This window comes from uncultured Shewanella sp. (assembly GCF_947497935.1).
GTDB lineage: Bacteria > Pseudomonadota > Gammaproteobacteria > Enterobacterales > Shewanellaceae > Shewanella.
Genome location: NZ_CANMIO010000016.1, coordinates 63,947 through 87,690, shown reverse-complemented (window position 1 = coordinate 87,690; position 23,744 = coordinate 63,947). Strand labels below are relative to the sequence as shown.

The following is a 23,744-nucleotide window of genomic DNA, read 5'->3' as shown; positions in this document are numbered from 1 at the left end:
TCATGTCTGCTCAAGATATCATTTTAAGCTCTGGCACATCAGAGCTCACTCCTGCAGCGCAGGTACGACGTAAGTTAAGTAAGGTGGCTAAGTTATTCGACGCCACTAAGTGTAATGGCTGTAAAGCGTGTCAGGTTTCGTGTTCTGAATGGAACGATCTGCGTGCACCAGTGGGGAGCTTCCAAGGTTCTTACCAGAACCCAATGGACCTGTCTTCTGAGTGTTGGACGCTGATGAAGTACCAAGAAGTTGAGCGAGATAACAAGCTAAATTGGCGTTTCGCCCACAGCGCATGTATGCACTGTGACGATCCAGCTTGTTTAACCGCTTGTTCGACTAAAGGTGCCATTGTGCAGCGTGCAAACGGTGTGGTGGATTTTGATTCTGATAAGTGTACTGGTTGTGGCTACTGCGTGTCGGCTTGTCCGTTCGATGTACCAAGACTCGACCCTATCGATCAAAAGGCCTACAAGTGCACCATGTGTTCAGACCGGATCCAAGTAGGCCAAGAGCCAGCTTGTGTGAAGTCTTGTATCACAGGCGCACTGAAGTACGGCACCCGTGAAGACATGCTGTTTATTGCCGACTTACGAATTAAAGAACTGCGTAAGCGTGGCTATGTTAATGCCGGCCTATACAACCCAGAAGGTGTGGGTGGTACAGGCATGATCATGATTTTGCATGACATCAATAAGCCGCAAGACTATGGCTTACCAGCGGATCCGAAAACGAGTGTGCCAGTTAAGTTATGGCAAGACGTGGTTAAACCATTGGGTGCGGCGGGCATCATGGCAACAGTTGCTGTTGCGTGTTTGCACCGCATTACAGTGGGTCGTAACCTTGTTGAAGAGGACGAGCCAGCAGCGTTCGACCACACTCACTCAGATAAGTCAGATAAGGAGTAACGCTCATGCATAAGCAGAATATGATTTTGCGCCATAAGTTGTTCGACCGCATCTGTCACTGGTTTGTGGTTGCAGCAGGTTTGGTGACATTCCTAACCGGCTTTGCTTTCTTCTTCCCATCATTTCAATGGTTGGGATCGATTGCAGGTACGCCACAGATGGCGCGCTTTGTTCACCCAATTGCCGGCTTGCTGATGTGCCTGCCGTTAATGGTGATGTTGGTGCGCTATTACCACCATAACAAGTGGGAAAAGAACGACCTGACATGGATGTTAGCTATCAAGGACGTGATGTTCGAAAACGAGGACAAGATCCCTGCTATCGGCCATTACAACCCAGGTCAAAAAGTGCTGTTCCGTACCTTCGTGGTGACCTCAATCGCGTTGACGATTACCGGCATCATGATGTGGCAGCCTTACTTTGCCCCTTACTTTGAAGCAATTGCTATTCAGTGGGCGATTTTGATCCACGCAATCTGCGCCGTGATCATGTTGATCTTCGTGATTGTGCACTTTTGGATGGCAACGTGGGTAGAAGGATCGGTTGCTGGCATGTTGTACGGCTATGTGTCGCGGGCTTGGTGCAAGAAGCATCACCCTAACATGTTAAACGATCCTGAATTAAAGACTAATAAGCAGGAAAAACACTAATTATGAGCACAGCAATACTCGACGCTGAAAAGATCCCTGGTCAGTCATTGGACATTAAAACCGTGATCGCAGCTGACCCAAAAGCCGTTTATCAATTTCGCGCTAAGCGACTTGCAGAGCTCGCTGAAGAGTCTGAATTAACTGAGTACTTTGGCTTACTTGAGCAATTAGTGGGCGCCCAAGAAAAGGTAGCGGCACTTTATGGTGAGGCGGCAAAGAGCTGCTTTGGCCCTCTGCCAAAGTTAGATCTAAGCCAAAGTCAGCCGATGGCGCAGCAGCATTTTGAGTGGGGCAATTATTGGCAGTCGGTATTGCTGGAGCTGATTAGTGAGCTTATGCCTAAAGTCAGTACTGACTTGCATGTGGTACTAAAGGAACTGGCTAAAGTTAAGGCCGATGTACTGCAAGGTTATGCCCAGTCGATGCTTGGCGGCCGCTTTGCCGAAGTGCCAGCGCAGTACAGCCTGTTTATCTGGGCGGCGCTGTCAGTGTACTGGTCACATTGGGCGGTGAATGTTGCCCAAACCTTGGCAGATGAGGCTGAGGCGCATAAACGCTTATGCCCAGTGTGTGGTAGCCACCCAGTAGGTAGCGTTATCAAAGAAGAGCCGCGTGTTGGTCTGCGATACCTGCATTGCAGCTTGTGTGAAACCGAGTGGCATGAAGTGCGCGCCGAGTGCACATCATGCGGCGAAAGCAAGGGCGTGTTCTTGTGGGCTGAAACCGAAACTAATGCCGCTATTCGGGTAGAAAGCTGCGACACCTGTCAGGGTTATACCAAGATGTTCTTTACCGACATCAACCCAAGACTGGAAGTGGCAGCCGACGACTTGGCGACCTTAGTGATGGACAGCCATTTGGTTGAGCAAGGATACAGCGCAACCACGGTGAATCCGCTGCTGCTTGCTCATGAGCAAGAAGTAGAGCCTCAGCTAAGTAAAGAGCCTCAGCTAAGTAAAGAGCCTCAGCCTAAAGTCGGTGATATCCACTAGCCAGCTGTAATCAACAGGCAGTAAGCAACTTTTAAGTTTATTCGTAAGCAAGAGCCGCATTTCGCTGCGGCTCTTTTATTAAATCTAAATCGATTCAAAATCATTCAAATAATTAGACGAAGACCTATGACTCAAGCTATCAACTCCACTCAAGCCCTATACCGTTGTTTACCTGCAATGGACAGCTTGCTGCTGATACCTCAAGTGATAGGTTTTATCGACCAGCAGGGAAAGCCCTGGATTAAATCCTTATTGGCGCAAATGCTTGACGATGCACGTCAGCAAATCACCAGTAGCCAAAGCTTGCCAAGCTGGTGTTTAGATTCAGCTAATATTAGCGCAGAGTTAGCCTGTCGGATTGATAAAGCCCAGCGTCAAAGCATGAGCCCAGTCATTAACCTTACCGGCACCATATTGCACACCAACCTCGGGCGCTCGCAGATGTGTGAAGCGGCGATTGATGCGGTCACCCAAGTGATGCGCAGCCCAGTGCCACTAGAGTTTGATATGGGCCAAGGCAAGCGTGGTCACCGTGACAGCGCAGTATCGGCGCTTATTCATGAGCTAACGGACGCAGACAGTTGCTGCATCGTTAATAACAACGCAGCAGCGGTTTTATTGATGCTGGCCGCGACCGCCGCCGGTAAAGAGGTGATAGTGTCTCGCGGTGAGCTGGTGGAGATTGGCGGCGCGTTTCGTATCCCGGATATTATGGCGCAGGCGGGTTGCAAGCTGGTGGAAGTGGGTTGTACTAATCGCACTCACCTTAAAGATTACGCCGCAGCGATTACTGAAAACACCGCCGCAATTATGAAGGTGCACACCAGTAATTATCATATTAGTGGTTTTACAAAAGTCACCGAAGAAGCGGAGCTTGCGGCTTTATGTAAAGAGAAAGGTATCGCACTGATCTCCGACCTTGGTAGTGGTGCACTGACGGATCTGTCACGCTTTGGTTTATCAAAAGAGCCAATGCCGCAGCAGATGCTAAAAGACGGCGTTAATCTGGTGAGTTTTTCTGGTGACAAGCTCCTCGGCGGACCGCAAGCAGGTTTAGTGGTTGGTGATGCGGAGCTGATTGCTAAGCTGCAAGCGCACCCACTAAAGCGCGCACTGCGCTGCGATAAAATGACTTTGGCTGCGCTTGAAGCGACCTTAATGCAGTACCGCAATCCTCAGGCGCTAGATACGCAGTTACCTATCTTTAGAAAACTATCTCGTCCGTTGGTTGAACTAGAGCAGCTTGCACAAAAGCTTCAGCAGCAATTAGCCGATAGCGGCAACACCAGTTTGTTTGATGTGACGATTCAAGCTTGCCAAACCCAAGTGGGTAGCGGCTCACAGCCTGATGTGCTGCTTGATTCTGTCGCGCTGTGTTTTGCTGTTAATACTAACGCTAGCAAACAGAAACACTCGCCAAATGTGTTGCAGCTGGATAAGCATTTTAAAGCCGCCAGCTTGCCAATTATTGGCCGGATTACCGCTAATCAGTTGTGGTTAGACTTGCGCGGCGCTGACAGTGACAGCCAGCTTATCGAGGTGCTGACAACAAGCCTACTCAACTTTGAGGTGAAAACCGTGGAGGCCGCATCATGATTATTGTGACTGCAGGTCATGTTGACCACGGCAAAACCAGCCTCATTCAAGCACTAACAGGCACCGATGCCGACCGTTTACCGGAAGAGAAGCAGCGTGGCATGACCATCGAGCTGGGCTACGCCTTTATGGATTTATCTGATGGCGAGCGCTTAGCCTTTGTCGATGTGCCGGGCCACAGCAAGTTTATCAATACCATGCTAGCAGGAGTGAGCTGCGCCAAACATGCGCTCTTGATAATCAGTTGTGATGACGGCGTGATGCCGCAAACCCATGAGCATTTAGCCATTCTGCAGCTACTTAATCTTGAGCACTTAATCGTGGTGTTAACCAAGCAAGATAAAGTCGACAGCGAACGCGCCGAGATGGTCAAGCTTGAGGTGAGTGAGTTATTGGCAAAGTATCAAAGACAAAGTGATATTTACTTAGTGTCTGCGCAAACAGGCTTCGGTATCGATGAGCTAAGTCTGGCGATTACTCAGCTCGCCGAGGCGCAAATGGCAAGTCTTAAGCAGACTCGCGAGCAAGCCAGCTTTCGTATGGCAATCGACCGAGCCTTTAGCGTCAAAGGCGCGGGTCTTGTGGTAACCGGAACTGTGATTAGCGGTCAAGTGAGCCAAGGGCAAAACCTGTATCTATCGGGCCAGCGTAAAGCGGTGAAAGTCAGAACCCTGCACAGCCAAGGCCGAGTGAGTGATCGCGCTCATCATTGTCAGCGCGTGGCGCTGAATATTACTGGAGTCGATCAACACCGCGGTGCAGCACGAGGTGACTGGCTAACAGCTTTGGAACCAGTGGCTGAGCCTGTCATTGCTGAGCCAAAAGTCATTTGTGGCGTATTTGAATCTTGTCTGCCGTTTAAGCATTGGCAAAGTGTGCAAGTGCATCTTGGTAATCGCCACACTACGGCGCGTTTAGGCTTACTGCAAAATCTAGCAGACGGTAGCGCCTTGGTTGAGCTGCAATGTGAGCAGTCATTGGGCTCTGTCGAGCAAGATAGGATCGTCGTGCGCGACAGCGCCGCTAAAACCACTTTAGGCGCGCTGCGAGTATTAGACATTAACCCGCCAACGCGAGCTAAGCGCAGCATTGAGCGCTTAGCTTACTTAGAAAACCTTAAACAGTGCGGCTCGCTAACGGCCAGTTTACAGGTGCAAATAAACCATCATTGCGTGCAGAAGTCCGCTTTTATGTGGGCCAATCAGTTAACGGAGCAAGCTTGCTGTTTGGTTGGCGAGCAGGTGATTAGCCTCGATGGTTATCTGTTATCAAGCGGATTACAACAGCAGATAGAAGCTCAGTTACTGACGTTAATTGCCGATTATCATCAGCAGTCGCCTGAGCTATTAGGTTTGAGCATTAATCGCCTGCAGCGCATGACTCATAACCAATACCCACTGCCAGTGCTGTTGAAACTAACTGATGGACTTAGAGAGCAAAAACAGCTGCAAAGTACCCGCGGCTTACTGCATTTGCCACGGCATAACTTGGCGTTGTCGGATGCTGAGAAGCAGCTGTGGTCGCAGATAAAGCAGCAGATGCTTAGCGCTAACGGCCCGTTATGGTCATCAGACTTAGCTCAAGCGCTCAACCTTGAGTTGACGGTAGTGCGCGGCCTGTGCCGTAAGCTCATTCAGCTAGGGTATCTATCGGCGATTATTAAAGACCGCTTTATGCTCACCGAAAGCCTGTATTTCTACGCTGATGTGATCCGCAATCAAATCAAGGTTAGTGGTGAGATCAAGACTGCTGATTTCAATTCAATCATTAAGCTTGGCCGCAAAGCCAGTATTCAGTTGTTGGAGTTTTATGACCGCAGCGGGCTGACTTGGCGCAAGAAGAAAGATAATTCGAGAGTGATAAGAGATGGCAGCATATTTATCGCAAGTGATTTGGCGGAAGAACATAGGAGTTGAACCTACCCGGGACTGCTGGCAGCCCCACCTGGATTTGAAATCCAGACGTTTCACCGGAAACGACGTTCTTCCGTATCACTTGCGGCGAATAATAGGTAATTGTATTTGGCTAAACAATAGTGGCTAGCGACAAACTTTATTAACTGTGAGTGCCAATACTATTTATCGGTAATAGCCGTGAAGAGTGGGACATTATTTACCAAATAGTTAAAACATGGCTCAGCCAGAATCAGTGTTTTTATAAATGATATTAATCGACTTATATGTTTTCCAAATGTGAGTCCTATTTACATCTATCCATTTGGCAATATTTAACGCGCTTAGTGGGATCATATTTAATATAAGAAATGGAACAGCTTTATGACGGAACTTGTATGTGGCTTAAACAATATTACTGAGCACGCTTCTGTGACGTGTTTTCGTAATGATAGAGAGCAGTCATTAATAGAAACCGTGGCGAAAGAGGTGAGAGTCGCACTGATTTATAATGGTATTTCTCATGTGGTGATGATGGCTTGCCCAACCGCATTAAAAGAGTTTGCCATTGGTTTTAGCTTGTCAGAATCCATTATTGAAAGCGTACACGATATTCGTTCGGTTGAGATTGAAACCATCGCCTCCGGGGTGCTGGTGCATATCGAGGTTTCACAGCGCTGTTTTATGCAGCTCAAGCAACATCGCCGTAGTCTTGCTGGCCGCACAGGCTGTGGCCTTTGTGGTATCGAGCAGATAGAGCAAACCGTTAAGCCAATTGTAAAGGTCACAGACACTGCAAGATTCGATCTAAATAGTTTGAAGTTGGCCTTATCTAACCTACACAAGCATCAAAATGCATTTAATTTGACCGGAGCCACACATGCTGCTGCCATGTTGTCGGCAGAAGGTGATATTATGTGCTGCTTCGAAGATGTGGGGCGTCATGTCGCACTCGATAAGTTAATTGGTCATATCAGTATCGATAAGCAGACTCGTCATTCGGCCTTGTTATTAACCAGTCGAGCCAGTTTTGAAATGGTGCAAAAAGCAGCTATTTCAAATATTAGTATTATATTTGCAATTTCTTCAGCAACTTCGTTAGCGATTGATATCGCAAACAGATCGAATATTACCTTGGTTGGGTTTTGCCGTGAAAATCGGGTGACAATATATACCCATCCTGAAAGGTTGTATTTATGTAATGAAACACTCACTAATGTTGAAAATAATAACTTGGCAGTGATCTAGTTAAGTTTTTAATTTTACCTATTAGGGGGTGCTTTAAGTGTTTCATGTGAGTTGGTAAGTTTTAAATATGTGGTTAACCTTTAAAAATCAGTTTTTTATTAAATTCTGGTCGCCTTTTGCTGCCGTTATTGCGGCGGGAATATTGTCGACTTACTTCTTTGGTCTTACAGGCTCGCTTTGGGCGGTAACCGGCGAGTTTACCCGCTGGGGTGGCCATGTATTGCAATGGTTTGGTGCAGAGCCGGAGTCATGGCAGTACTTTAAAATCATCGGCCTTAATGGCACACCGCTGGATCGTGTTGGTGGCGTGATGATTATCGGTATGTTTGGCGGCTGTATGGCAGCGGTGCTGTGGGCAAACAACCTAAAGCTGCGTATGCCAAGCTCGAAAAAGCGTATTGCACAGGCACTGATTGGCGGCATGATTGCCGGCTTTGGTGCGCGTCTTGCCATGGGCTGTAATTTGGCGGCTTTCTTTACTGGTATTCCACAGTTTACCTTGCATGCGTGGATCTTTGCTTTCGCTGCCGCTGCAGGTACTTATATCGGCGCTAAGATCACCTTGTTACCGTTTTTCCGCTCAACTGCCACGCTAAAAGCAGGCGGCCTGAAGAAAATTGCCAAGGCAAATCCAACTCAAGTACAAAACCGTTTTCGCTTAGGTTGGCTAGTGTTTGCGGCCATGATTGGCTTGTCGCTGTATGTGATGCAAAGCTCGACTAAGCTTGGCATTGCCATGTTTATGGGCATGATGTTTGGTCTATTGATTGAGCGTGCGCAGATCTGCTTTACCTCAGCATTTCGAGATATGTGGATCACCGGCCGTACTCACATGGCTAAGGCGATTATCTTAGGTATGGCAGTCAGCGTTATCGGCATTTATAGCTATGTGCAGCTGGGCATGACGCCTAAAACCTTATGGGCAGGCCCTAATGCGGTGATTGGCGGCTTACTGTTTGGTATCGGTATCGTTATCGCTGGCGGCTGTGAAACGGGTTGGATGTACCGCGCATTAGAGGGCCAAGTGCACTTTTGGTGGGTTGGTATAGGTAACATTATTGGCGCAACCATATTGGCTTATTACTGGGACGCGATTGCCGAGCCTATGGCGACCAGTTGGGACAAGGTAAACTTACTGGATGTATTTGGGCCGCTTGGTGGCTTAGGTGTGACTTATCTATTGCTGGGCTTATCTTTTGTGCTGATTCTAATGTGGGAACAGCGATTCTTTAACAAGCAGAAAAGCCAGCAACAAGCGGTGACTGCAAAGCTTGCAGCGCTAGCGGCTAATAAAGAGCTAGCGACTAATAAAGAGTTAGCCGCTAATAAAGAATTAGCGACTAGCACAGAAGCTTAAAGAACCCGTTTCAAAATTAAACAATGATTTATGTTTTATATTCGGCTCAATTAACCTGAGCCGATTTTTTGCTGAGGAGCAATTTATGCCAGCATCTATCGTACCCGATTACAATTTAGAGATTTACGGTGAGCCTTGTCCATACCCAGCGGTTGCCACGCTTGAAGCGATGCAGTCACTAAAAGCGGGTGAAGTATTGGAAGTGATTACCGATTGCTCGCAGTCGATTAATAACATTCCTAATGATGCTAAGAACCATGGCTATGAAGTTCTCGATATCAGCCAGCAGGGTGTAATGCTGCGTTACTTGCTTAAGAAATAGCTTAAGAAATAACTTAAGGAATAGCTTAAGAAATAACTTAAGGAATAACTTAAGGAATAACTTAAGGAATAACTTAAGGAATAACTTAAGGAATACCTTAAGGAATAACTTAAGGAATAACTTAAGGAATAGCAGAAGAAGTAAGTTAAAAGCTAAACCCAAATGATGCCGCTATCATCAAGAGCGGCACGGCTATGAAGTATTAGACATTAGCCAGCAAGGGGTAATGCTGCGTTACTTGCTTAAGAAATAGCTTAAGAAATAGCTTAAGAAGTAGTTGAAGAAGTAAGCTCATAAATGAGCAATAAAAAAGGCACTCAATGAGTGCCTTTTTTCTGAGCCGCGATTAGCGAGTCAGTAGCGAATATAGAGTTTAATTTACTCTGGAAGCTCGGCGTTGTGGTAAACGTTCTGTACGTCATCACAATCTTCAAGTGCCGCAAGGAACTTCTCGAACTGCTCAATCTCTTCAGCGTCAGTCAAAGCTGTCATTGTCTGTGGTAAGAAAGTGATTTCTTCCATAACGTAGTCAGTGTCTTCTGGTAGCTCAGCTGCTAATGCTGTTTTCACTTTGAAGAACTCAGTGTGTGGAGCGTAAACGCTGATCATGCCATCTTCTAGTTCAACGTCAGATACATCAACGTCAGCCATCATTAGCATTTCTAGAATTGCATCTTCGTCATCGCCAGCGAATACGAATACTGCTTGGTGATCGAACATGTGGCCAACAGTACCTGGGCCGCCTAGCTTAGCATCGTTTTTAACGAATGCTTGACGAACTTCAGTGAAAGTACGCTTAACGTTGTCAGTTAGACAGTCGGCAATAACCATGCAGCCGCCAGGACCAAAACCTTCATAACGCGCAGTTTCGTAGTCTTCACCACCACCGCCTTTGGCTTTTTCAATTGCACGTTCAATAACGTGTGCTGGTACTTGGTCTTTCTTGGCTTTGGCAATCATGGTGCGCAGCGCAAGGTTGCCATCTGGATCGAAGCCACCGTTCTTGGCGCAAACGTACAACTCTTTCCCGTAACGAGAATAAAGTCTAGTTTTTTGCCCAGCAGTTTTCGCCATGGATTCTTTTTTGTTTTGGTATGCTCTACCCATCTTGATCTTTCTCACTAAGCTTAAAAAATTGCCAGCAATGTTAGCAGCTTTATCGAAACAAATCAGGTGCAGGCCTTTAAAAATGCTAATCGCAGCGATTAATTTTGTTTTATATCTGCAGCTAACGCCCTAAACCATAGCGAGTTAGGCTTTTTGTCAGCCATTTGCCTAACCGTTAGCGTCTACTGCTGAAAGGATTCCACTAGCGCATCGATGGTTTTTTTGATTAACAGCGGCGGCGTGCGGCCAAAATCATGCAAGGCATACACACTGTTTACTGGGCATTGATGAGTGGCGATGAGTTCAACGAGTGAGGGCTGCTGCTTAAATATAGAATCAGGTAGTAAGGCTACGCCTAAGCCTGCTTTTGCCAATGACAGCACTGCAGATGAAGTATCGGCAAAGCGATTAGCACTAAAACTTAGGGTGAGGGCAGCCCCAGCTGTATTGGCTTTAGCTTGTAGTTGGTGCTCGATATTTTGCCCCTGCCAAGAGTTAGCTATGTAATCTAATTCTTGCCATTGCTGGCTGGCTATTTGTTGTTGATGCCGCGCAATAAAAGTGGGGCTGGCACAGAGTACATCGCGAAACTCGCCGACTTTCCGCTGGATTAAACTGCTCGAGGTTAATTTGCCGACTCGCACTGCGAGATCGATATCTTGTCCAAGCAGATCGATACGGCGATCTTGCACCTGAATGCTTGGCCTAATCATTGGGTTGCCTTGGCATAGCTTGGCTATGGTCGGCGCAATAAAGTCGTCAACTAAAGCATGGGGTGAGCTGATTGTTATTGGCCCTGCGAGCTTGTCGGCGCTTTCTCTAGCTTGCTGCCAAGCTAGATTAGATATACTGGATAATTCACCGCAGCGCTGGTAAAAGTCTTTACCTGCGGGAGTCAGTTGTTGCCTGCGAGTGGTTCTATGCAATAGCTGCACACCCACCGCTAGCTCTAGTGATTTTAAATGATGGCTGACTACAGATTTAGACAGGCTGAGTTTATCAGCTGCAGCGCTTATCGAGCCGTTATCGACGATTTGTTTAAATATGGCCATATGCCGTAGGTGATCCATATTTCTTTCCTCTTATCTTATTAGCTTCTCTGAATCAGTCTAAGCGATTTTCTATTGTTCTATTTAATCGGACTGTGATCACTCTTTTCGCTAGGTTATCAAGGCTAATAATCACTGTAAACTGGTGACATAAATTGATAGTTAAATACAGGTACACACTATGTCACAGCAATTACTCGATGCCGTAAAGCTAGCCAGCGCCACTTGGATGCAAGGCTTTAATACTCAAAATGCAGCACAGTGCGCTGCACAATATGCTGCAGATGCGCCAATGTTAGCGCGCCCTTTTGGTGAGTTTGTGGGGACTGAAGCGATTCAAGCTTTTTGGCAAAACTTGATCGATCAAGGCTATGCGGATGTTGAATACACAAGCCCTGAGTTTAAAGTGCTAGATGAAAAGTCAGTGTTATTAACCACGGCCTGGAAAATGAATAAAGCCCACGGCGTAGTTCATAAAGAGATTTGGGTACTACAAGCTGATGGTACAGCCAAGCTTGTGGATGATGAGTTTGAGGTTTTAGGCTAAAATTAAACCAATCGTTATAGTAAGTGCAAAATATTGAATTTGTGTAAGTTTAAGCTGTTTCTTGGCTTGAATTTACACGATATTAATTGCCACTTTATCTATTGTGGGTTTAATGGTTTTTACCGTATGCGACTCGCTTAATTTTTTATTAATTTGTCATGTCAGCTTTCTGCTAAATAATCCTAGTTATTTTGTTTTTACTGATTTTAGTCATTGTTTTAAAAGTGATTTTTGGTATCTGTTTTTTAATGAGGATATTAATTGAATATTAAGGTTTTTATGCATTGTGTATGTTTGTTTATTTATGTGAACCATACCTCTTAAAAAGTATGCTGTTGAGTAATTAATCACAAAATTAAGCTGTTACTACTTATAAGGTATTTGCGGGGGAGTAAAGGTCACGACTTAATAAAAATTATGGAGTGATGATGAGAAAATTTAATAAATGCAGTGTGGCGTTAATCGTCGCCACCGCTTTCGGTCTAGCAGCCTGTAGCGATGGTAAAGATGGCAGTGATGGTGAAGATGGCACCAGCCCACTACCGCCAGTAGTCGAGGCAACTGAAATCACTAATGTTGAAATGCTCAGTCATACCTTGGAAGAGGGCGCGGTGCGTTTCGAATTTGAAGTGACTAACGAAGAAGGCTTGTTAGTTAGCGGCCTTGAAAAAGTGAATGCTGAAGTCGCGGCACTGACTGATAAAGGTATTGCCCGTAGCCGTCCAGATTTTGAAGGGACAATTGCAGGTGGTAGTGCCTCTGAGGCAACAGATGGCGCTAACCTCACCATGACCGAAGATGGCCGCTATGAATTTCTAGCGCCTATGCCTGCAATTAATGCGGGCACCGAAGGTATCATTAGGCTTGCAGTGGGGGGCGGCGAGAAAATTGCCAAGTCAAATTATATCCTGGTTGATAAGTCGGAAGGCTTGCATACGACGTCTACGGCAACCTGTCACGGTTGTCATGTCGATTACGCTGCATCTAATCTAAAGCATCCTAGCTATACCGCAATTAACACTGACGGTGAAACTGATCTCGTTGCAGGTTGTATGGTGTGCCACGGTAATGTTGTGCGTGATGAAGGTGGTTATGCCCGAAACTCAATGCAAAAGATTGGTCATATCAATCATCAGAAGTTTGAGAAAGATTTCGAGCCTGCTAACTGTTATACCTGTCACGCTGAGCCAATCACTAAAGTGAACAGCATGAGTACCTGTACTGACTGTCACGACGCTGCTGGTGTAGGCACAACGGCTGTAACTATGACATACAGTGGCTTTAGCGAGTCGGATGATGTGCGTCTATTCCATAAGAAAGTTGCTGAAAAAGCCACGGTACGCGATGAACATTCATCAACTGTATCTGCGCCTTATATGAGTACGGCTGCGGGTTACTGTACTGACATTGCGCTATTTAAAGGCGAAGAGCAGCTAAACCTTGAAACCTTATTAGCAGACGGCACGCTTTCTTACCTTGGCGCATACCTGCATGGTTACGACAATGGTTCGATTGTTGGCCGCGCAGCAAGAACCAGCACCACAACCTATGATGCGAATGGTACTGCTTCTGTTTGTTTCGCTAGCTTAGATGCGACATTCCCTGAGTTAATGGCAAGCTCACGCATTACCTTTAACTTTGGCGCAGATGCGGGTTATGACGGGGTAACGCTCCATGGTTATTCAGACATGATGTCGGGTGAACTGTATGAGCGTCGCCATAGTGTCACACTTGATAGCTGCAGCACTTGTCATAACAACGAAACCAACTACCACAAGAATGGTAGCTATAGTGATGGTGGTTTAGGTTGTGTGGCGTGTCATAACAATGGCCAAGACCGTAACTCTAAGGGCTCAGCACCAGGTTTTGGTCCTATGGTTCACAGTATGCACTGGGGCGTGGGTAGCTCAGCTGTAACTGGCGAGCCAAACTCTGCCACTAAGCTTAATGCTGAAAACTGTGTGGCTTGTCATGCCGAAGGTATCGACTTAAATGCCGTGCCTAATCAGTACATGTTATCGAAAGCCTTTAATGGTGGGCAATCAGGCGTAGCGTCAAGCCCGGTAACCGCTAACTGTTTTGCGTGTCATGACAGTGATCAGGCGCTGAACCACATGAAGTCAAATGGTGGTGAGATCAATACGCCTGTTGATAACACCGGCGACTGGTATAGCCAAGGCACCTCTGAGTCTTGCGCTACTTGTCATGCTGAAGGTCGTTCATACGGTATTGAAAAGTATCACGTGTTTGACCGTAAAGAATAAAAAGTAACGGCTAGCTTCTCCCTGCAAATAGCTAGCCCATCACTTTTTTAGGGCTCTTTTATAGAGCCCTTTTTTAATAGCTTAGCCAACATACCCTATCAACAAGCTGCTATCAGTAAACTTTCATTCACTAGAGGTTCCTTAGATTGAGCTCGGGATTTGAGGTATTCATTAGTCATGGATATTTCAGTTTTTTGTTTCTGCTTTTATTAAACTTAAATGCTAGACTGCGGCTCTATTAAGTTGTTTTTGGAGAGCTTGCTAATGCTTTGGAAATCGTTGTCTTTTTCTGAGCTTTCATTGAATGAGCTATATGACCTACTCAAGCTCAGGGTCGATGTTTTTGTTGTTGAGCAAAACTGTCCTTATCCGGAGCTCGATGATAAAGACCGCCAGAGCCAAACTCAGCACCTTCTTGGACTCAATGAACAAGGTGTGCTCCAGGCTTATGCTAGGGTACTGGCACCCGGAGTCAGTTACCCTGATGCGAGTATTGGCCGAGTGATTGTTGCAGAAGGAGCTCGAGGCGCTGGGGTGGCACATACCTTGATGCAAAAAGCGATAGCCATATCGACCAAGAAGTGGCCAGAACATAATATTCAGTTAGGCGGTCAAGAGCACCTAAAAGGCTTCTATCAGCAACTGGGTTTTGAGCCTGTATCTGAGATGTACCTCGAAGATGGGATCCCGCATGTGGATATGCTGCTAACTTTGGAAAAGTAGTGCTAGAAAAGATCGATTGAAAATAAAAAAGCGCACCGAAGTGCGCTTTTTTAATGTCTTATACTGATTGGTACTAAATCTCGTTAGCCTAAGCTCGCAGTTTGACGTCAGGCTTATAGTCCACATCCCCGTTGCGACTGATCACAGCAAGTGTCTTATTCTGCATAATAAATGCGAGGGGCCCGCTAAACAGATGGCGCACGAACAGTAATCGAAAGCCAAATTTATGCAGATCATATAGAGCAATTTTTTGCTCGGCGCTCATTGCATCCCAATGAGCATCGTGATTGAGTGGGGTCTTGCGCTTCTCTTTAGATTTTAATGCAATGAGCATGCTTTTCTCTCTATAGGTAGCGGTCAGTATCAGTAAGAAATAAGTATACAACGGCTCACTAATATAACTAGTTTTTCATCAAAAAATGATTAAGCAGATCAATAAATGTTTATTTTGAGTGAGAAAAATGTTCAACTTTTTTTAGTGCGTCCTACGAATGTATTAAGAGGTGGTTGTGCTCAACTATATTGAACCTGTATTTCGTCCTCCATCAGAGTGGAAATCTCTGATCCTTCAAGTGACCAATGGCTGTAGCTGGAACCAATGCAGCTTTTGTGACATGTATACCGAGCCGCAGAAGCGTTTTCGGGCTCAAAAGGCCGATAAGATAGAACAAGAGCTTATCGCGATCGCGAACTCTCAAGCTTACATCAGCCGTGTGTTTTTGGCCGATGGTGACGCCATGACACTCCCCTTTGCGCGCTTAGAAGTCATCTGCTTATTGATTAAAAAGTATTTGCCCAATGTGACGCGGATCAGCAGTTACTGTCTGCCACGTAATATCAATAATAAGACCCCTGAGCAATTGCAGCGCCTAAGGGAGCTTGGTCTAAGTCTGCTGTATATCGGTTGTGAAAGTGGCGATGATGAGGTGCTTGAGCGGATTAAGAAAGGTGAGACCTTTGACTCCTCTTTGGCGGCGCTGCAAAAAATAAAAGCGGCTGGGATTAAAGCTTCTGTGATGATTTTAAATGGTTTAGGCGGGGTTAAGTTATCAAAACAACACGCCGAAAACTCTGCCAAGTTGATGAATGCGGCACAGCCCGAGTACCTGTCGACTCTAGTCGTTACTTTGCCTCTAGGCACTGCGCGGATGGATGCGGCTTTTGATGGTCACTTTCAGCTGCCTGATCAGGCTCAACTTTTCGAAGAGATGCATATTCTATTAAGCAAGCTAGCACTTGAGAAAACTGTCTTTCGCTCGGATCATGCGTCTAATTACTTAGTGCTAAAAGGTGTGCTAGGTAAAGATAAGCAAGCATTAGTGGCGCAAGTAGAGGCCGCAATGAATACACCGGAGCACATTCAATTACGACAAGAGTGGCAAAGAGGGCTTTGATTGCAGGAAATAGCTTGTATATCGCAATCGCTAGCCAATGTAACCTTGCTGTTTTAGTGCGTTAGCCACACTTAGGCATTGGTTTTTAAACCATTGGACTAATGGATCTTTGTGAACTCTTGCATGCCAATACAGGGTGCTGTCTAACTGAGGCAGCTCATTCAATACGGTTCCCTTGAATTGCCCCTTCCACTTGTCTGAAGTCAGCACTCTTTGTGGTAAAAAACCAACATGTTTCGCGGCTAATAACCCTTGTAATAATACCTGAAACGAACCACTGGCAAAGGTGATTTTTCGTTGCAATTGATTTTGTAACGCTAGTTGGTTTACCTCGGTTTCGACTAGGTTAGAGGCTGAGTATTCGGCGGTATCATAAGCAAAAATTTGTTCTAGCGATGGTTGTTTGATTTTAGCTAGTGGGTGGTTAAGGCTATAGGCGGCACAATAATTATCAGTAGTGATATGGCGTCCATAAATATTAGCAGGAGGGGTATCTGTACCTGCTGCGGCAATATCAATTTCACCAGATTCTAGTAAGGAAAACACATCCCTAGGTTTTTGCACAAACTCCAGCTCAACGTTGGGGGCTGATGTGAGTATTTTATTTAGTATCATAGGGATCATGGTTTGGGTGAGATCGTCCATAAATGCAATGCGGATCACCCCGTGACTTTCCATTGGGTCGAAAGGGCTCTGGGAGATCAATTGGTCACTAAGCTGTAACCATTCAGTGAGTGGATTATAGAGACGTAATGCTTTGCTCGTCGCTTTAATGCCTTGTCCCTGCTTTATAAATAGTGGGTCATCAAAAATCGCACGGAGTTTTTTTAAGTTCTGACTCATCGCTGGTTGAGAAATATCCAACCTTTCTGCACTCTTAGAAACGCTTTGCTCCTCAATTAGAATAGCCAAACTGAGTAGCAAGTTAAGGTCGCATTGTTGGATCATTTTTAAGTCTGTTGGATTCATAAGCCAGTTTCTAAAGGTAGATGTTTATGACATAGCGCTATGATCTGACGTCTAAACCATTGTTGTAGTTCAGGAGCCCTTTGGTGGCGATCCCAGCAGACTTTCAGCTCAAGATTGATAAGCGAGCCTAACCATTGATAATTTTTAGCCTCATCATCAGGTAAAATTCCCATGGCAAAATGGGGTAACAAGGTGACGGTATTATTTGTTTGTAGCGCATAAAGCAGCGCACTTAACGAGTTGGACGTTAAAGCATAAGCCGCATCAAGCACATTTAAGTCTTCTAGCGCTTCGATGGAGTGTAATTGGTTATGTTCCTGAAATTGATAGCGTAATAGCTTAATTGCTCCTTTATCTGCGTAAAGGTTTTGCTGATTAGTCGTTCTGTGGGTGACCATTTGCCAAGGCGCTCGACCTATCGCTTCGCTAACAATCGGAGTCGGAACATTATCATAGAAGCCGATAACCATATCCGCTTGGCCGCGCCTGAGTAGCTGAAAACCATTGGCTTTTTGTGAGATATATTCTATCTCAATGCCAGGAGCCTTTTCGCTCATGAGTTCAATGAGTGGTGTGATAAGCAGCTGAGCGATGACATCGTTCATAATAAAGCGGATGCGCCCTTGAGCCGTTTTCGGGCTGAAGTGTTCTGCTTCTAAAATTCGCGCGGTTTTATCGAGCAATGGAGCCAATTCCAGCGCAATAGCTTGGGCTTTGTTGGTCAGTGTCATGCCGTTATTGCTTTTAAGCAGCAGGGGATCGGCAAACATTAGTCGTAAACGCTTTAGCATTTGGCTCATTGCAGATTGAGATAGACCTAGTTGCTTTGCGGCATTAGAAACATGCGCCTCATTGAGCAACACGGCTAAAGCGAGTAATAGATTTAAATCGCAATTTTTTAGGCGTTCAAGATTGAGCTGGGTCAGCATGATATTACCTAGTCCCTATTTAACAAATTGACTATAAACGATAAAGTTCTACTTGAATAGGCCATGTTGGTGTGAATGGGTATGGAGCTAATGAAGCCGTCCTTGGCTCATGTCTATCCCTGTGTTTGCGCTTAGATTAAGTGCAACGAGTCCCTGTATATTTCCTTGGTAAGCATTCACGTTAACTGTCCTATTTAACGTGAACCCTACATCCTTAAACCTTATGCCAAGGGGCCTGACATGGTTTATGGGATCCTAGCGTATCATTTCGCCATCCTAGCGCTGTCGGGTCCCTATTGGTGATACTAAATTGAATATCCGTTGATATCTAAGATGCAGAAGCCAATACTTTCTCTTGGCTTGTTAGTGTCACTATTACACGGCGCTCTAGAGCACGATCTTTACGTAAATTAGCGTGAGCATCTTGTTCGCCAACGGCTTGAGTATCAATCTTCTTCACCTCTACACCATGAGAAACTAGGTAGGCTTCTACATGCTGTACACGCTGTTCAGATAGTTTAAGGTTGTATTGACTATCACCTTGGTTATCAGATTGACCATTAAGTAAGATCACATCCTGTTCTTTGCTTTTTGAAAGCTGGATAACCTGATCTAGCTTAGCTTTAGCTGTGCTAGATAGCTCAGAAGAGTCGAAACCAAATAGTACGGCTACGCTGCTCTTTTCGGTATGAATTTCATACTTAGGCTCTGGACGAGGCATAGGTTTAGTCTGCTTTTCAATCACAGCTGGTAATACAACCGCTGTGGTTGTCGCAGGCTTCACACCAAAGCGGTAAGTTAGCTGTAAACCGACTGTTTGAGCATCCATGTTTGCTGTGTTCCATGCTGTTTCATCTATACCAGCAAAGCGGCGGTACTTAGCTGAAATGGCTAGAGAATCAGTGATGTTGTAACCCACGCCGGCACCAAAGTACGCAGCTGTATCCATAGCACTAACATATTTATTCGCATTCATTTGATGCTCTAGGTGATATTGATAAGCACCTGCTTCACCGGTTAAGAACCATTTTTCTGATAATGGCAAAGTACCTACAACACCAAGGGTAAAACCGTCGACATCAATAGATTGGCTGCCATCTAGGCCGCCCCACATGTGAGTGTCATCGTCGGTACCAAGATCTTGCCAGCCTGCTTCGAAGGCTAAGTATTTGTTGAGCTGATAACCCACTAGAGCATTCCACGCTAAATCACTGCCGTCACCTAGGTGGCTAGCGGCGTCAACTGACTCATAGTTGCTTTGACCTGCACCGGCACCTATGTACCAAGTGTTATCGATATCGGCTGCATTTGCGTAACCAAATGTACTCATTAATGCTAGTGCAATTAGTGTCTTGTTCATCATGCTATCTCCGTTAAGTTTTAATCTGTATTCGATTTCAATGGAGGCATTTTGCAGCAACTGTTGCATCAGAGCGATAGAGTATACTGAATAATGATTATTCGTTTTCCTTATCAATCTGGCGTAAAAAGAATCTAAAAGCCGCTAAAATGGCACTATGCGGGCTTTTCTTATAAGTAGTTTGGATGATTGGAAATGCCAATACTTAACGGCTCATGGTGACCCGTTAAGCATTGGTTAGATTTAAGACTCTTGAATATGGATTTGTTTAACTGGACAAGGGATCTCAATATTAGCCTGTTTTAGTGCTTTCAAGAGTGCGCCATTGGTTTGGTATTTGTCTTGATAATAACTGTCAGTAGCAACCCAATAACGAATGCCCACCTCGATGCCTATGCTATTAAAGTCATTGATTCCCACCTGAGCTTTATCACCTTGATATACCCTTGGGCTGTCGGCTAAAACTTTAGCAAGCAGCGCCACGACTTGATCTGGATTAGATTGATAGCTGATATTGAATTTGGTTTCGACCAGCTTATTGGCGAAAGAGTTATGTAAGATCTCACCCACAATATGCTTGTTGGGAATGTTGATCTCTTCTCCTTCTTCATTGGTTAGTACCGTCATGCCTAAGTGAATATCCTTTACTAGGCCGCCAACACCTTTAACCTCAATAGTGTTGCCCACAATGAAAGGGCGAGTCACTATGATGGTAATCCCTGCTGCATAGTTGGATAGCATACCTTGTAATGCTAAACCTGCACCGAGAGAGGCGGCACCTATCGCCGCAACCATAGGGGTGACGCTTATCCCTAGCTTACCTAAGGCGATTACCCCAACCATAAGAATGACTAAGATGCGGACAAAGTTGCTGGTAAAGTTGCTGAGGGTGATGTCAATCTGGTGTTTTTCAAAAATTCGAGTGACAAGATTAGCGGCTTTGGCTGCGAGCCATAGGCCAATCAAGAAGATGATGATGGCGCCTAGAATACTAAAGCTATATTGCACCAAAAATTCGGTGATGGCGGTGTAAGCGTTTTGCAGTTGCGCGATTTCTTGGTCTAGGCCTTGCTCATTCATGGATCTATCCTCTATGACAACCTTTATCAATTAGCTTACTGAAAATAAACAGTTTTGTAACTCAGTTTTTGCGCAGTTGTGAGCCGTTATGAGTACATTTTTGACACTGAGTAACTTAGCGTGAAGAGGATCAAGATTTGTTGCTAAGTTTACTGTTGCTCTTTAGAGAATAGGTTACTCTTTCTGCTAATTCTAATTTGCCGAGTCCCGTTATGAGAGCACTTATCTTCGTTTTATCTAGTCTGTTAGCCACGTCTGTGTGGGCGAATACCTATCAAGTTGGCGATCAAATCGTTGAGATCAAGTTGCAAGATCAACATGAAGCACAATACCAAGTTGATAGCACTACAACTCGGGTTTTATTTAGCAGTAGCATGGATGGTGGAACCATTATTCAAGAGACTTTAGAAGCCGAGCCTGAGTTGGTTAAAGATTCAACTCTAATTTATGTGGCTGATATTAGTGGTATGCCGTCGTTGATCGCCCGTTTTGTTGCCTTACCTCAGTTTAAAAAGTTTCCATATAGAGTGGCACTCGACAGCGAGGGTGAACAGACTAAGCCGTTACCTGCTCAAAAAGATCAGGCGACACTAATTGAGCTGAATAATAATCAGATCACTAAGATAGCATTTTATGAGACAACAGAAGCCCTACAGGCTGGGTTGAAGTAGTAGAATTGAAGGCTTGAGTATTTGACATAAAAAGGGCGCTTAGCGCCCTTTTTTCTTTTTTGATGCAGATATCGAACAGTATTAGGCTGTATGCCCCTTTAAAATATCGTAGATCTCTTCTTTTAAATGTAGCTTTTTAAGCTTGAGTTCGTGCACTTTCGAGGTGTAATCACTAGCGCTGCTCTTTTCCAGATTTTTTATCTCCTCATCAAGTTGGTTATGCTTGTTAAACGTCTTCTGAAAGTGTGTGTCAGATGTCTTTAGTTGGCTGATAAGTTCTCGGTATTCTGGAAACATGCAGGCGTCCTTCTTGCTGGTTTTTTTTCGCGGTTTTTCGTTTGGTTCGATTCTAAATTAGCGCGATTATTGGTCGCTAAATGTGATGCCGATCAAATTGTGAACGATTAGAGGTGTAAGATTTCATCGGGGGATTTTTCAGCAGTAATCTATTACTAAAAAGCTATAAATGATTTGACGACACAGCTCGAAATTTGAAGAGTATAGCCTGTAGCAATATTTAGCTAAGCTATTGCTAATGTTTGTGTTATTTCATGTAAGTGACAGGCTCAACCCTTGATTCTATCTTGCATTGATAGCTTTTTAACTGGCTGGCGCTATGCCCAGTAGCTGCTATATTCTAGCTCAGAGTTCTGATTGATTTAGTAACTAGATTACGACAAATCATTTACTCTTGGCGGAAAAAGTGTGATCTGTTTAACCTTTTTGAGGGCGTGACTAGGTTAAAGTCGTTTTAATTCGATTTATAAATTCAAAAATGAAAGGGGTTTTCACGATGTCTGATGTATTTCATTTAGGCTTAACCAAAGAGATGTTAGATGGTGCCAGCTTAGCGATTGTGCCTGGCGATCCTGAGCGTGTTAAACGTATCGCCGAGTTGATGGAGAATGCGACATTTTTAGCGAGTCATCGTGAATATACCAGTTATTTAGCATACATAGACGGCAAACCTGTGGTCGTATGCTCAACGGGGATTGGTGGTCCATCGACCTCTATTGCTGTTGAAGAGCTAGCGCAGCTTGGTGTGCGTACCTTCTTACGCGTGGGCACAACAGGCGCGATTCAACCACATGTTAATGTGGGTGATGTGATTGTGACTCAAGCTTCTGTTCGTTTAGACGGTGCTAGCTTACATTTTGCGCCGATGGAGTTCCCTGCAGTAGCAAACTTCGATTGTACTACGGCTATGGTTGCTGCCAGTCGTGAAGCGGGTCTTGAGCCTCATATTGGTATTACAGCATCGTCAGATACTTTCTACCCAGGTCAAGAACGTTACGATACGGTATCTGGCCGTGTGACACGTCAGTTCAAGGGGTCTATGCAAGAGTGGCAAGATCTTGGTGTGCTGAACTATGAGATGGAGTCTTCGACGCTATTTACTATGTGTGCATCACAGGGTTGGCGTGCGGCATGTGTTGCAGGGGTTATTGTTAACCGTACTCAGCAAGAGATCCCTGATGAAGCGACAATGAAGAAAACCGAAGTCAGTGCGGTTTCAATTGTGGTTGCTGCAGCTAAAAAGTTACTTGCATAAGCTAACTTACGCTCAATAAAAAAGGCGCTAACAGCGCCTTTTTTATTGTCTGAAAACAAGTACTAGAAGTGATATTTGGCGATCACTGAATAGGTGTTTTGCTTGATACCATCAACGCCGTATTTGTTTTTCCAGTAATCGTACTCGATACCGACAAATAGCTTGTTTTTCTTATGCTCACCTAGCACTATCGCACCTAAGTCATACTTAAGCTGTGGATTGAAGTGGAAGTTAGTCTCGTAAGCGGCTTCATCGGCTGCGAAAACCCAATCAATGAAACCATCAAAAACGATATTCGAGTTACCAACAGGGAAATCCATTCTAAATGATGGAGTTAACTGCCAACCGTCACTGATGTTGTCACTGCTTAGCGCGTGTCTGCGGTAGGTGTTTAGCTGGAAGTAACTAAAGTAAGGGACTTTGATGTCCATGCCGACACCGTACAAGAAGGCTTTCACTGGACCTTCACCTTCTTCAAGTGTTAGCGCTAGCGATAGATCGGTAACGGGGCCAAAACCAACGGTTTTGCCTAAGATCTTACCGGCACTTAAACGAGTTGAGATCTCGCCGTAAGTGGTGTTATTTTTGCCGCCGTTTGAGCCATTAAAATAAGTCAGATCTTGGAAGGCGAACCAGTCACCGTACTTCCAATCACCAGCAGTTTCAAAGGTCACAGTCGTTTGTGATTCTGACGGGGCAAGATCGTAGTTGTCACCGTAAAGTGCCGTTACGCTAGCGTCCCACCAGTTAACCATGTTGTCAGCCATCGCCGCCGGGCTGACGAGCAAAGCTAAACAGAGTAATTTTTTGTTCATCGTAAAACCTTTTATTGTTATCAGATCTCGGGTACAGCAAATTGAACTTATACCATGAGTTAGTTAAGGTGACTTTTGCTGGCGGGGAATATAGGCGGAAAGTGAACAATGTTCAAAGGGTTTGTTGAGCTTTTTTGAATTTGGCGTTGAGCATGCTTTATAACCTATTGATTATTTGTTTTTTACTGGCGGATTAATACTTAGTGATTGTCTTTAAAAGAGAACTTTCTAGCAAGCGATTACAGTGTGTCGGCTCAATGTCATGCTATGAGCTTGCTTGCCTAGAGGAGTTTGCTTGGCTGTGTTACAGTTTCTATAGAGA

General features: G+C 45.1%; 23 protein-coding genes and 1 tRNA gene. 14 read left to right on the top strand and 10 right to left on the bottom strand.

Annotated features, from left to right (window positions below; all coding sequences use genetic code 11):
* The first annotated feature begins 2 nt into the window (after positions 1-2).
* The 5 genes from fdxH (at position 3) to selB (ending at position 6,059) form a co-directional block, all read left to right on the top strand.
* Positions 3-905, top strand: a complete 903-nt coding sequence (fdxH, locus tag Q1A86_RS16470; protein WP_248471418.1) for a formate dehydrogenase subunit beta — start codon at positions 3-5, stop codon at positions 903-905.
* Positions 906-910: 5 nt separating this feature from the next.
* Positions 911-1,555 carry a formate dehydrogenase subunit gamma gene (locus Q1A86_RS16465; RefSeq protein ID WP_299808794.1) on the top strand — a complete coding sequence of 215 codons (645 nt, stop codon included), beginning with the start codon at positions 911-913 and terminating at the stop codon, positions 1,553-1,555.
* 2 nt (positions 1,556-1,557) lie between these two features.
* Positions 1,558-2,547 (top strand): formate dehydrogenase accessory protein FdhE, encoded by a 990-nt coding sequence (fdhE, locus tag Q1A86_RS16460; RefSeq protein ID WP_299808791.1) that lies wholly within the window; start codon positions 1,558-1,560, stop codon positions 2,545-2,547.
* Between the two features lie 126 nt (positions 2,548-2,673).
* The gene (selA, locus tag Q1A86_RS16455; RefSeq protein ID WP_299808788.1) at positions 2,674-4,143 is read left to right on the top strand and encodes an L-seryl-tRNA(Sec) selenium transferase; all 1,470 of its coding nucleotides are present in this window, start codon (positions 2,674-2,676) and stop codon (positions 4,141-4,143) included.
* The gene (gene selB / locus Q1A86_RS16450) at positions 4,140-6,059 is read left to right on the top strand and encodes a selenocysteine-specific translation elongation factor (protein WP_299808785.1); all 1,920 of its coding nucleotides are present in this window, start codon (positions 4,140-4,142) and stop codon (positions 6,057-6,059) included. Before selA ends, selB begins: the two co-directional genes overlap by 4 nt.
* Here the strand turns inward: selB and Q1A86_RS16445 are convergent.
* A tRNA-Sec gene (locus tag Q1A86_RS16445) sits at positions 6,037-6,131 on the bottom strand. The two genes, selB and Q1A86_RS16445, sit on opposite strands and share 23 nt — an antisense overlap.
* Before the next feature lie 288 nt (positions 6,132-6,419).
* Between Q1A86_RS16445 and fdhD the strand changes: the two genes are divergently transcribed.
* The 3 genes from fdhD to yedF all read left to right on the top strand — a co-directional run bounded on the left by fdhD (position 6,420) and on the right by yedF (position 8,962).
* Positions 6,420-7,283 carry a formate dehydrogenase accessory sulfurtransferase FdhD gene (gene fdhD, locus Q1A86_RS16440; RefSeq protein ID WP_299808782.1) on the top strand — a complete coding sequence of 288 codons (864 nt, stop codon included), beginning with the start codon at positions 6,420-6,422 and terminating at the stop codon, positions 7,281-7,283.
* Between the two features lie 67 nt (positions 7,284-7,350).
* Positions 7,351-8,640, top strand: a complete 1,290-nt coding sequence (gene yedE / locus Q1A86_RS16435) for a selenium metabolism membrane protein YedE/FdhT (RefSeq protein WP_299808779.1) — start codon at positions 7,351-7,353, stop codon at positions 8,638-8,640.
* An 85-nt stretch (positions 8,641-8,725) separates the two neighbouring features.
* Complete coding sequence (yedF, locus tag Q1A86_RS16430; RefSeq protein ID WP_012153712.1) at positions 8,726-8,962, top strand: sulfurtransferase-like selenium metabolism protein YedF; 237 nt, start codon at positions 8,726-8,728, stop codon at positions 8,960-8,962.
* A 378-nt stretch (positions 8,963-9,340) separates the two neighbouring features.
* Here yedF and Q1A86_RS16425 read toward each other — a convergent pair whose 3' ends face one another.
* Positions 9,341-10,069, bottom strand: a complete 729-nt coding sequence (locus Q1A86_RS16425) for a YebC/PmpR family DNA-binding transcriptional regulator (protein ID WP_299808761.1) — start codon at positions 10,067-10,069, stop codon at positions 9,341-9,343.
* 182 nt (positions 10,070-10,251) lie between these two features.
* A complete protein-coding gene (locus Q1A86_RS16420; protein ID WP_299808758.1) occupies positions 10,252-11,139 on the bottom strand; it encodes a LysR family transcriptional regulator in 888 nt (295 codons plus the stop codon).
* A gap of 160 nt (positions 11,140-11,299) precedes the next feature.
* On the opposite strand from Q1A86_RS16420, the gene Q1A86_RS16415 reads away from it, so the two are divergent.
* The 3 genes from Q1A86_RS16415 (at position 11,300) to Q1A86_RS16405 (ending at position 14,652) form a co-directional block, all read left to right on the top strand.
* Entirely contained in the window at positions 11,300-11,665 is a 366-nt protein-coding gene (locus Q1A86_RS16415) for an isochorismatase (protein ID WP_299808755.1), read from the top strand.
* Between the two features lie 428 nt (positions 11,666-12,093).
* Positions 12,094-13,929, top strand: a complete 1,836-nt coding sequence (locus Q1A86_RS16410; RefSeq protein ID WP_299808752.1) for a cytochrome c3 family protein — start codon at positions 12,094-12,096, stop codon at positions 13,927-13,929.
* A gap of 264 nt (positions 13,930-14,193) precedes the next feature.
* Complete coding sequence (locus Q1A86_RS16405; RefSeq protein WP_299808749.1) at positions 14,194-14,652, top strand: GNAT family N-acetyltransferase; 459 nt, start codon at positions 14,194-14,196, stop codon at positions 14,650-14,652.
* Positions 14,653-14,740: 88 nt separating this feature from the next.
* Here Q1A86_RS16405 and Q1A86_RS16400 read toward each other — a convergent pair whose 3' ends face one another.
* On the bottom strand, positions 14,741-14,986 hold the full coding sequence (locus Q1A86_RS16400; RefSeq protein ID WP_299808746.1) for a hypothetical protein: 246 nt from the start codon (positions 14,984-14,986) through the stop codon (positions 14,741-14,743).
* 175 nt (positions 14,987-15,161) lie between these two features.
* On the opposite strand from Q1A86_RS16400, the gene Q1A86_RS16395 reads away from it, so the two are divergent.
* A complete protein-coding gene (locus Q1A86_RS16395) occupies positions 15,162-16,046 on the top strand; it encodes a radical SAM protein (RefSeq protein ID WP_299808743.1) in 885 nt (294 codons plus the stop codon).
* Between the two features lie 30 nt (positions 16,047-16,076).
* Here Q1A86_RS16395 and Q1A86_RS16390 read toward each other — a convergent pair whose 3' ends face one another.
* From Q1A86_RS16390 to Q1A86_RS16375, 4 genes are all read right to left on the bottom strand, one after another.
* On the bottom strand, positions 16,077-17,015 hold the full coding sequence (locus tag Q1A86_RS16390; protein ID WP_299808740.1) for a LysR family transcriptional regulator: 939 nt from the start codon (positions 17,013-17,015) through the stop codon (positions 16,077-16,079).
* Positions 17,012-17,944 (bottom strand): LysR family transcriptional regulator, encoded by a 933-nt coding sequence (locus Q1A86_RS16385; protein ID WP_299808737.1) that lies wholly within the window; start codon positions 17,942-17,944, stop codon positions 17,012-17,014. Before Q1A86_RS16385 ends, Q1A86_RS16390 begins: the two co-directional genes overlap by 4 nt.
* A 328-nt stretch (positions 17,945-18,272) precedes the next feature.
* Complete coding sequence (locus Q1A86_RS16380; protein ID WP_299808734.1) at positions 18,273-19,307, bottom strand: outer membrane beta-barrel protein; 1,035 nt, start codon at positions 19,305-19,307, stop codon at positions 18,273-18,275.
* 240 nt (positions 19,308-19,547) lie between these two features.
* Positions 19,548-20,384, bottom strand: coding sequence for a mechanosensitive ion channel family protein (locus Q1A86_RS16375; RefSeq protein ID WP_299808730.1), 837 nt, complete (start codon positions 20,382-20,384; stop codon positions 19,548-19,550).
* Between the two features lie 212 nt (positions 20,385-20,596).
* Between Q1A86_RS16375 and Q1A86_RS16370 the strand changes: the two genes are divergently transcribed.
* Positions 20,597-21,055 (top strand): hypothetical protein, encoded by a 459-nt coding sequence (locus Q1A86_RS16370; RefSeq protein WP_299808727.1) that lies wholly within the window; start codon positions 20,597-20,599, stop codon positions 21,053-21,055.
* An 81-nt stretch (positions 21,056-21,136) separates the two neighbouring features.
* On the opposite strand, the gene Q1A86_RS16365 is transcribed toward Q1A86_RS16370, so the two are convergent.
* Positions 21,137-21,352, bottom strand: a complete 216-nt coding sequence (locus Q1A86_RS16365; RefSeq protein ID WP_299808724.1) for a DUF465 domain-containing protein — start codon at positions 21,350-21,352, stop codon at positions 21,137-21,139.
* 496 nt (positions 21,353-21,848) lie between these two features.
* Here Q1A86_RS16365 and udp point away from each other — a divergent pair, with 496 nt between their 5' ends.
* Entirely contained in the window at positions 21,849-22,607 is a 759-nt protein-coding gene (udp, locus tag Q1A86_RS16360) for a uridine phosphorylase (protein ID WP_367277928.1), read from the top strand.
* 62 nt (positions 22,608-22,669) lie between these two features.
* Here the strand turns inward: udp and Q1A86_RS16355 are convergent, their stop codons facing one another.
* On the bottom strand, positions 22,670-23,422 hold the full coding sequence (locus tag Q1A86_RS16355) for an ion channel protein Tsx (protein WP_299808718.1): 753 nt from the start codon (positions 23,420-23,422) through the stop codon (positions 22,670-22,672).
* Positions 23,423-23,744 lie beyond the last annotated feature (322 nt).

Bases quoted from the DNA above. Each gene is read 5' to 3' on its own strand.
- fdxH (WP_248471418.1), top strand. From the start codon at position 3: ATGTCTGCTCAAGATATCATTTTAAGCTCTGGCACATCAGAGCTCACT.
- Q1A86_RS16465 (WP_299808794.1), top strand. From the start codon at position 911: ATGCATAAGCAGAATATGATTTTGCGCCATAAGTTGTTCGACCGCATC.
- fdhE (WP_299808791.1), top strand. From the start codon at position 1,558: ATGAGCACAGCAATACTCGACGCTGAAAAGATCCCTGGTCAGTCATTG.
- selA (WP_299808788.1), top strand. From the start codon at position 2,674: ATGACTCAAGCTATCAACTCCACTCAAGCCCTATACCGTTGTTTACCT.
- selB (WP_299808785.1), top strand. From the start codon at position 4,140: ATGATTATTGTGACTGCAGGTCATGTTGACCACGGCAAAACCAGCCTC.
- fdhD (WP_299808782.1), top strand. From the start codon at position 6,420: ATGACGGAACTTGTATGTGGCTTAAACAATATTACTGAGCACGCTTCT.
- yedE (WP_299808779.1), top strand. From the start codon at position 7,351: ATGTGGTTAACCTTTAAAAATCAGTTTTTTATTAAATTCTGGTCGCCT.
- yedF (WP_012153712.1), top strand. From the start codon at position 8,726: ATGCCAGCATCTATCGTACCCGATTACAATTTAGAGATTTACGGTGAG.
- Q1A86_RS16425 (WP_299808761.1), bottom strand. From the start codon at position 10,069: ATGGGTAGAGCATACCAAAACAAAAAAGAATCCATGGCGAAAACTGCT.
- Q1A86_RS16420 (WP_299808758.1), bottom strand. From the start codon at position 11,139: ATGGATCACCTACGGCATATGGCCATATTTAAACAAATCGTCGATAAC.
- Q1A86_RS16415 (WP_299808755.1), top strand. From the start codon at position 11,300: ATGTCACAGCAATTACTCGATGCCGTAAAGCTAGCCAGCGCCACTTGG.
- Q1A86_RS16410 (WP_299808752.1), top strand. From the start codon at position 12,094: ATGAGAAAATTTAATAAATGCAGTGTGGCGTTAATCGTCGCCACCGCT.
- Q1A86_RS16405 (WP_299808749.1), top strand. From the start codon at position 14,194: ATGCTTTGGAAATCGTTGTCTTTTTCTGAGCTTTCATTGAATGAGCTA.
- Q1A86_RS16400 (WP_299808746.1), bottom strand. From the start codon at position 14,986: ATGCTCATTGCATTAAAATCTAAAGAGAAGCGCAAGACCCCACTCAAT.
- Q1A86_RS16390 (WP_299808740.1), bottom strand. From the start codon at position 17,015: ATGAATCCAACAGACTTAAAAATGATCCAACAATGCGACCTTAACTTG.
- Q1A86_RS16385 (WP_299808737.1), bottom strand. From the start codon at position 17,944: ATGCTGACCCAGCTCAATCTTGAACGCCTAAAAAATTGCGATTTAAAT.
- Q1A86_RS16380 (WP_299808734.1), bottom strand. From the start codon at position 19,307: ATGATGAACAAGACACTAATTGCACTAGCATTAATGAGTACATTTGGT.
- Q1A86_RS16375 (WP_299808730.1), bottom strand. From the start codon at position 20,384: ATGAATGAGCAAGGCCTAGACCAAGAAATCGCGCAACTGCAAAACGCT.
- Q1A86_RS16370 (WP_299808727.1), top strand. From the start codon at position 20,597: ATGAGAGCACTTATCTTCGTTTTATCTAGTCTGTTAGCCACGTCTGTG.
- Q1A86_RS16365 (WP_299808724.1), bottom strand. From the start codon at position 21,352: ATGTTTCCAGAATACCGAGAACTTATCAGCCAACTAAAGACATCTGAC.
- udp (WP_367277928.1), top strand. From the start codon at position 21,849: ATGTCTGATGTATTTCATTTAGGCTTAACCAAAGAGATGTTAGATGGT.
- Q1A86_RS16355 (WP_299808718.1), bottom strand. From the start codon at position 23,422: ATGAACAAAAAATTACTCTGTTTAGCTTTGCTCGTCAGCCCGGCGGCG.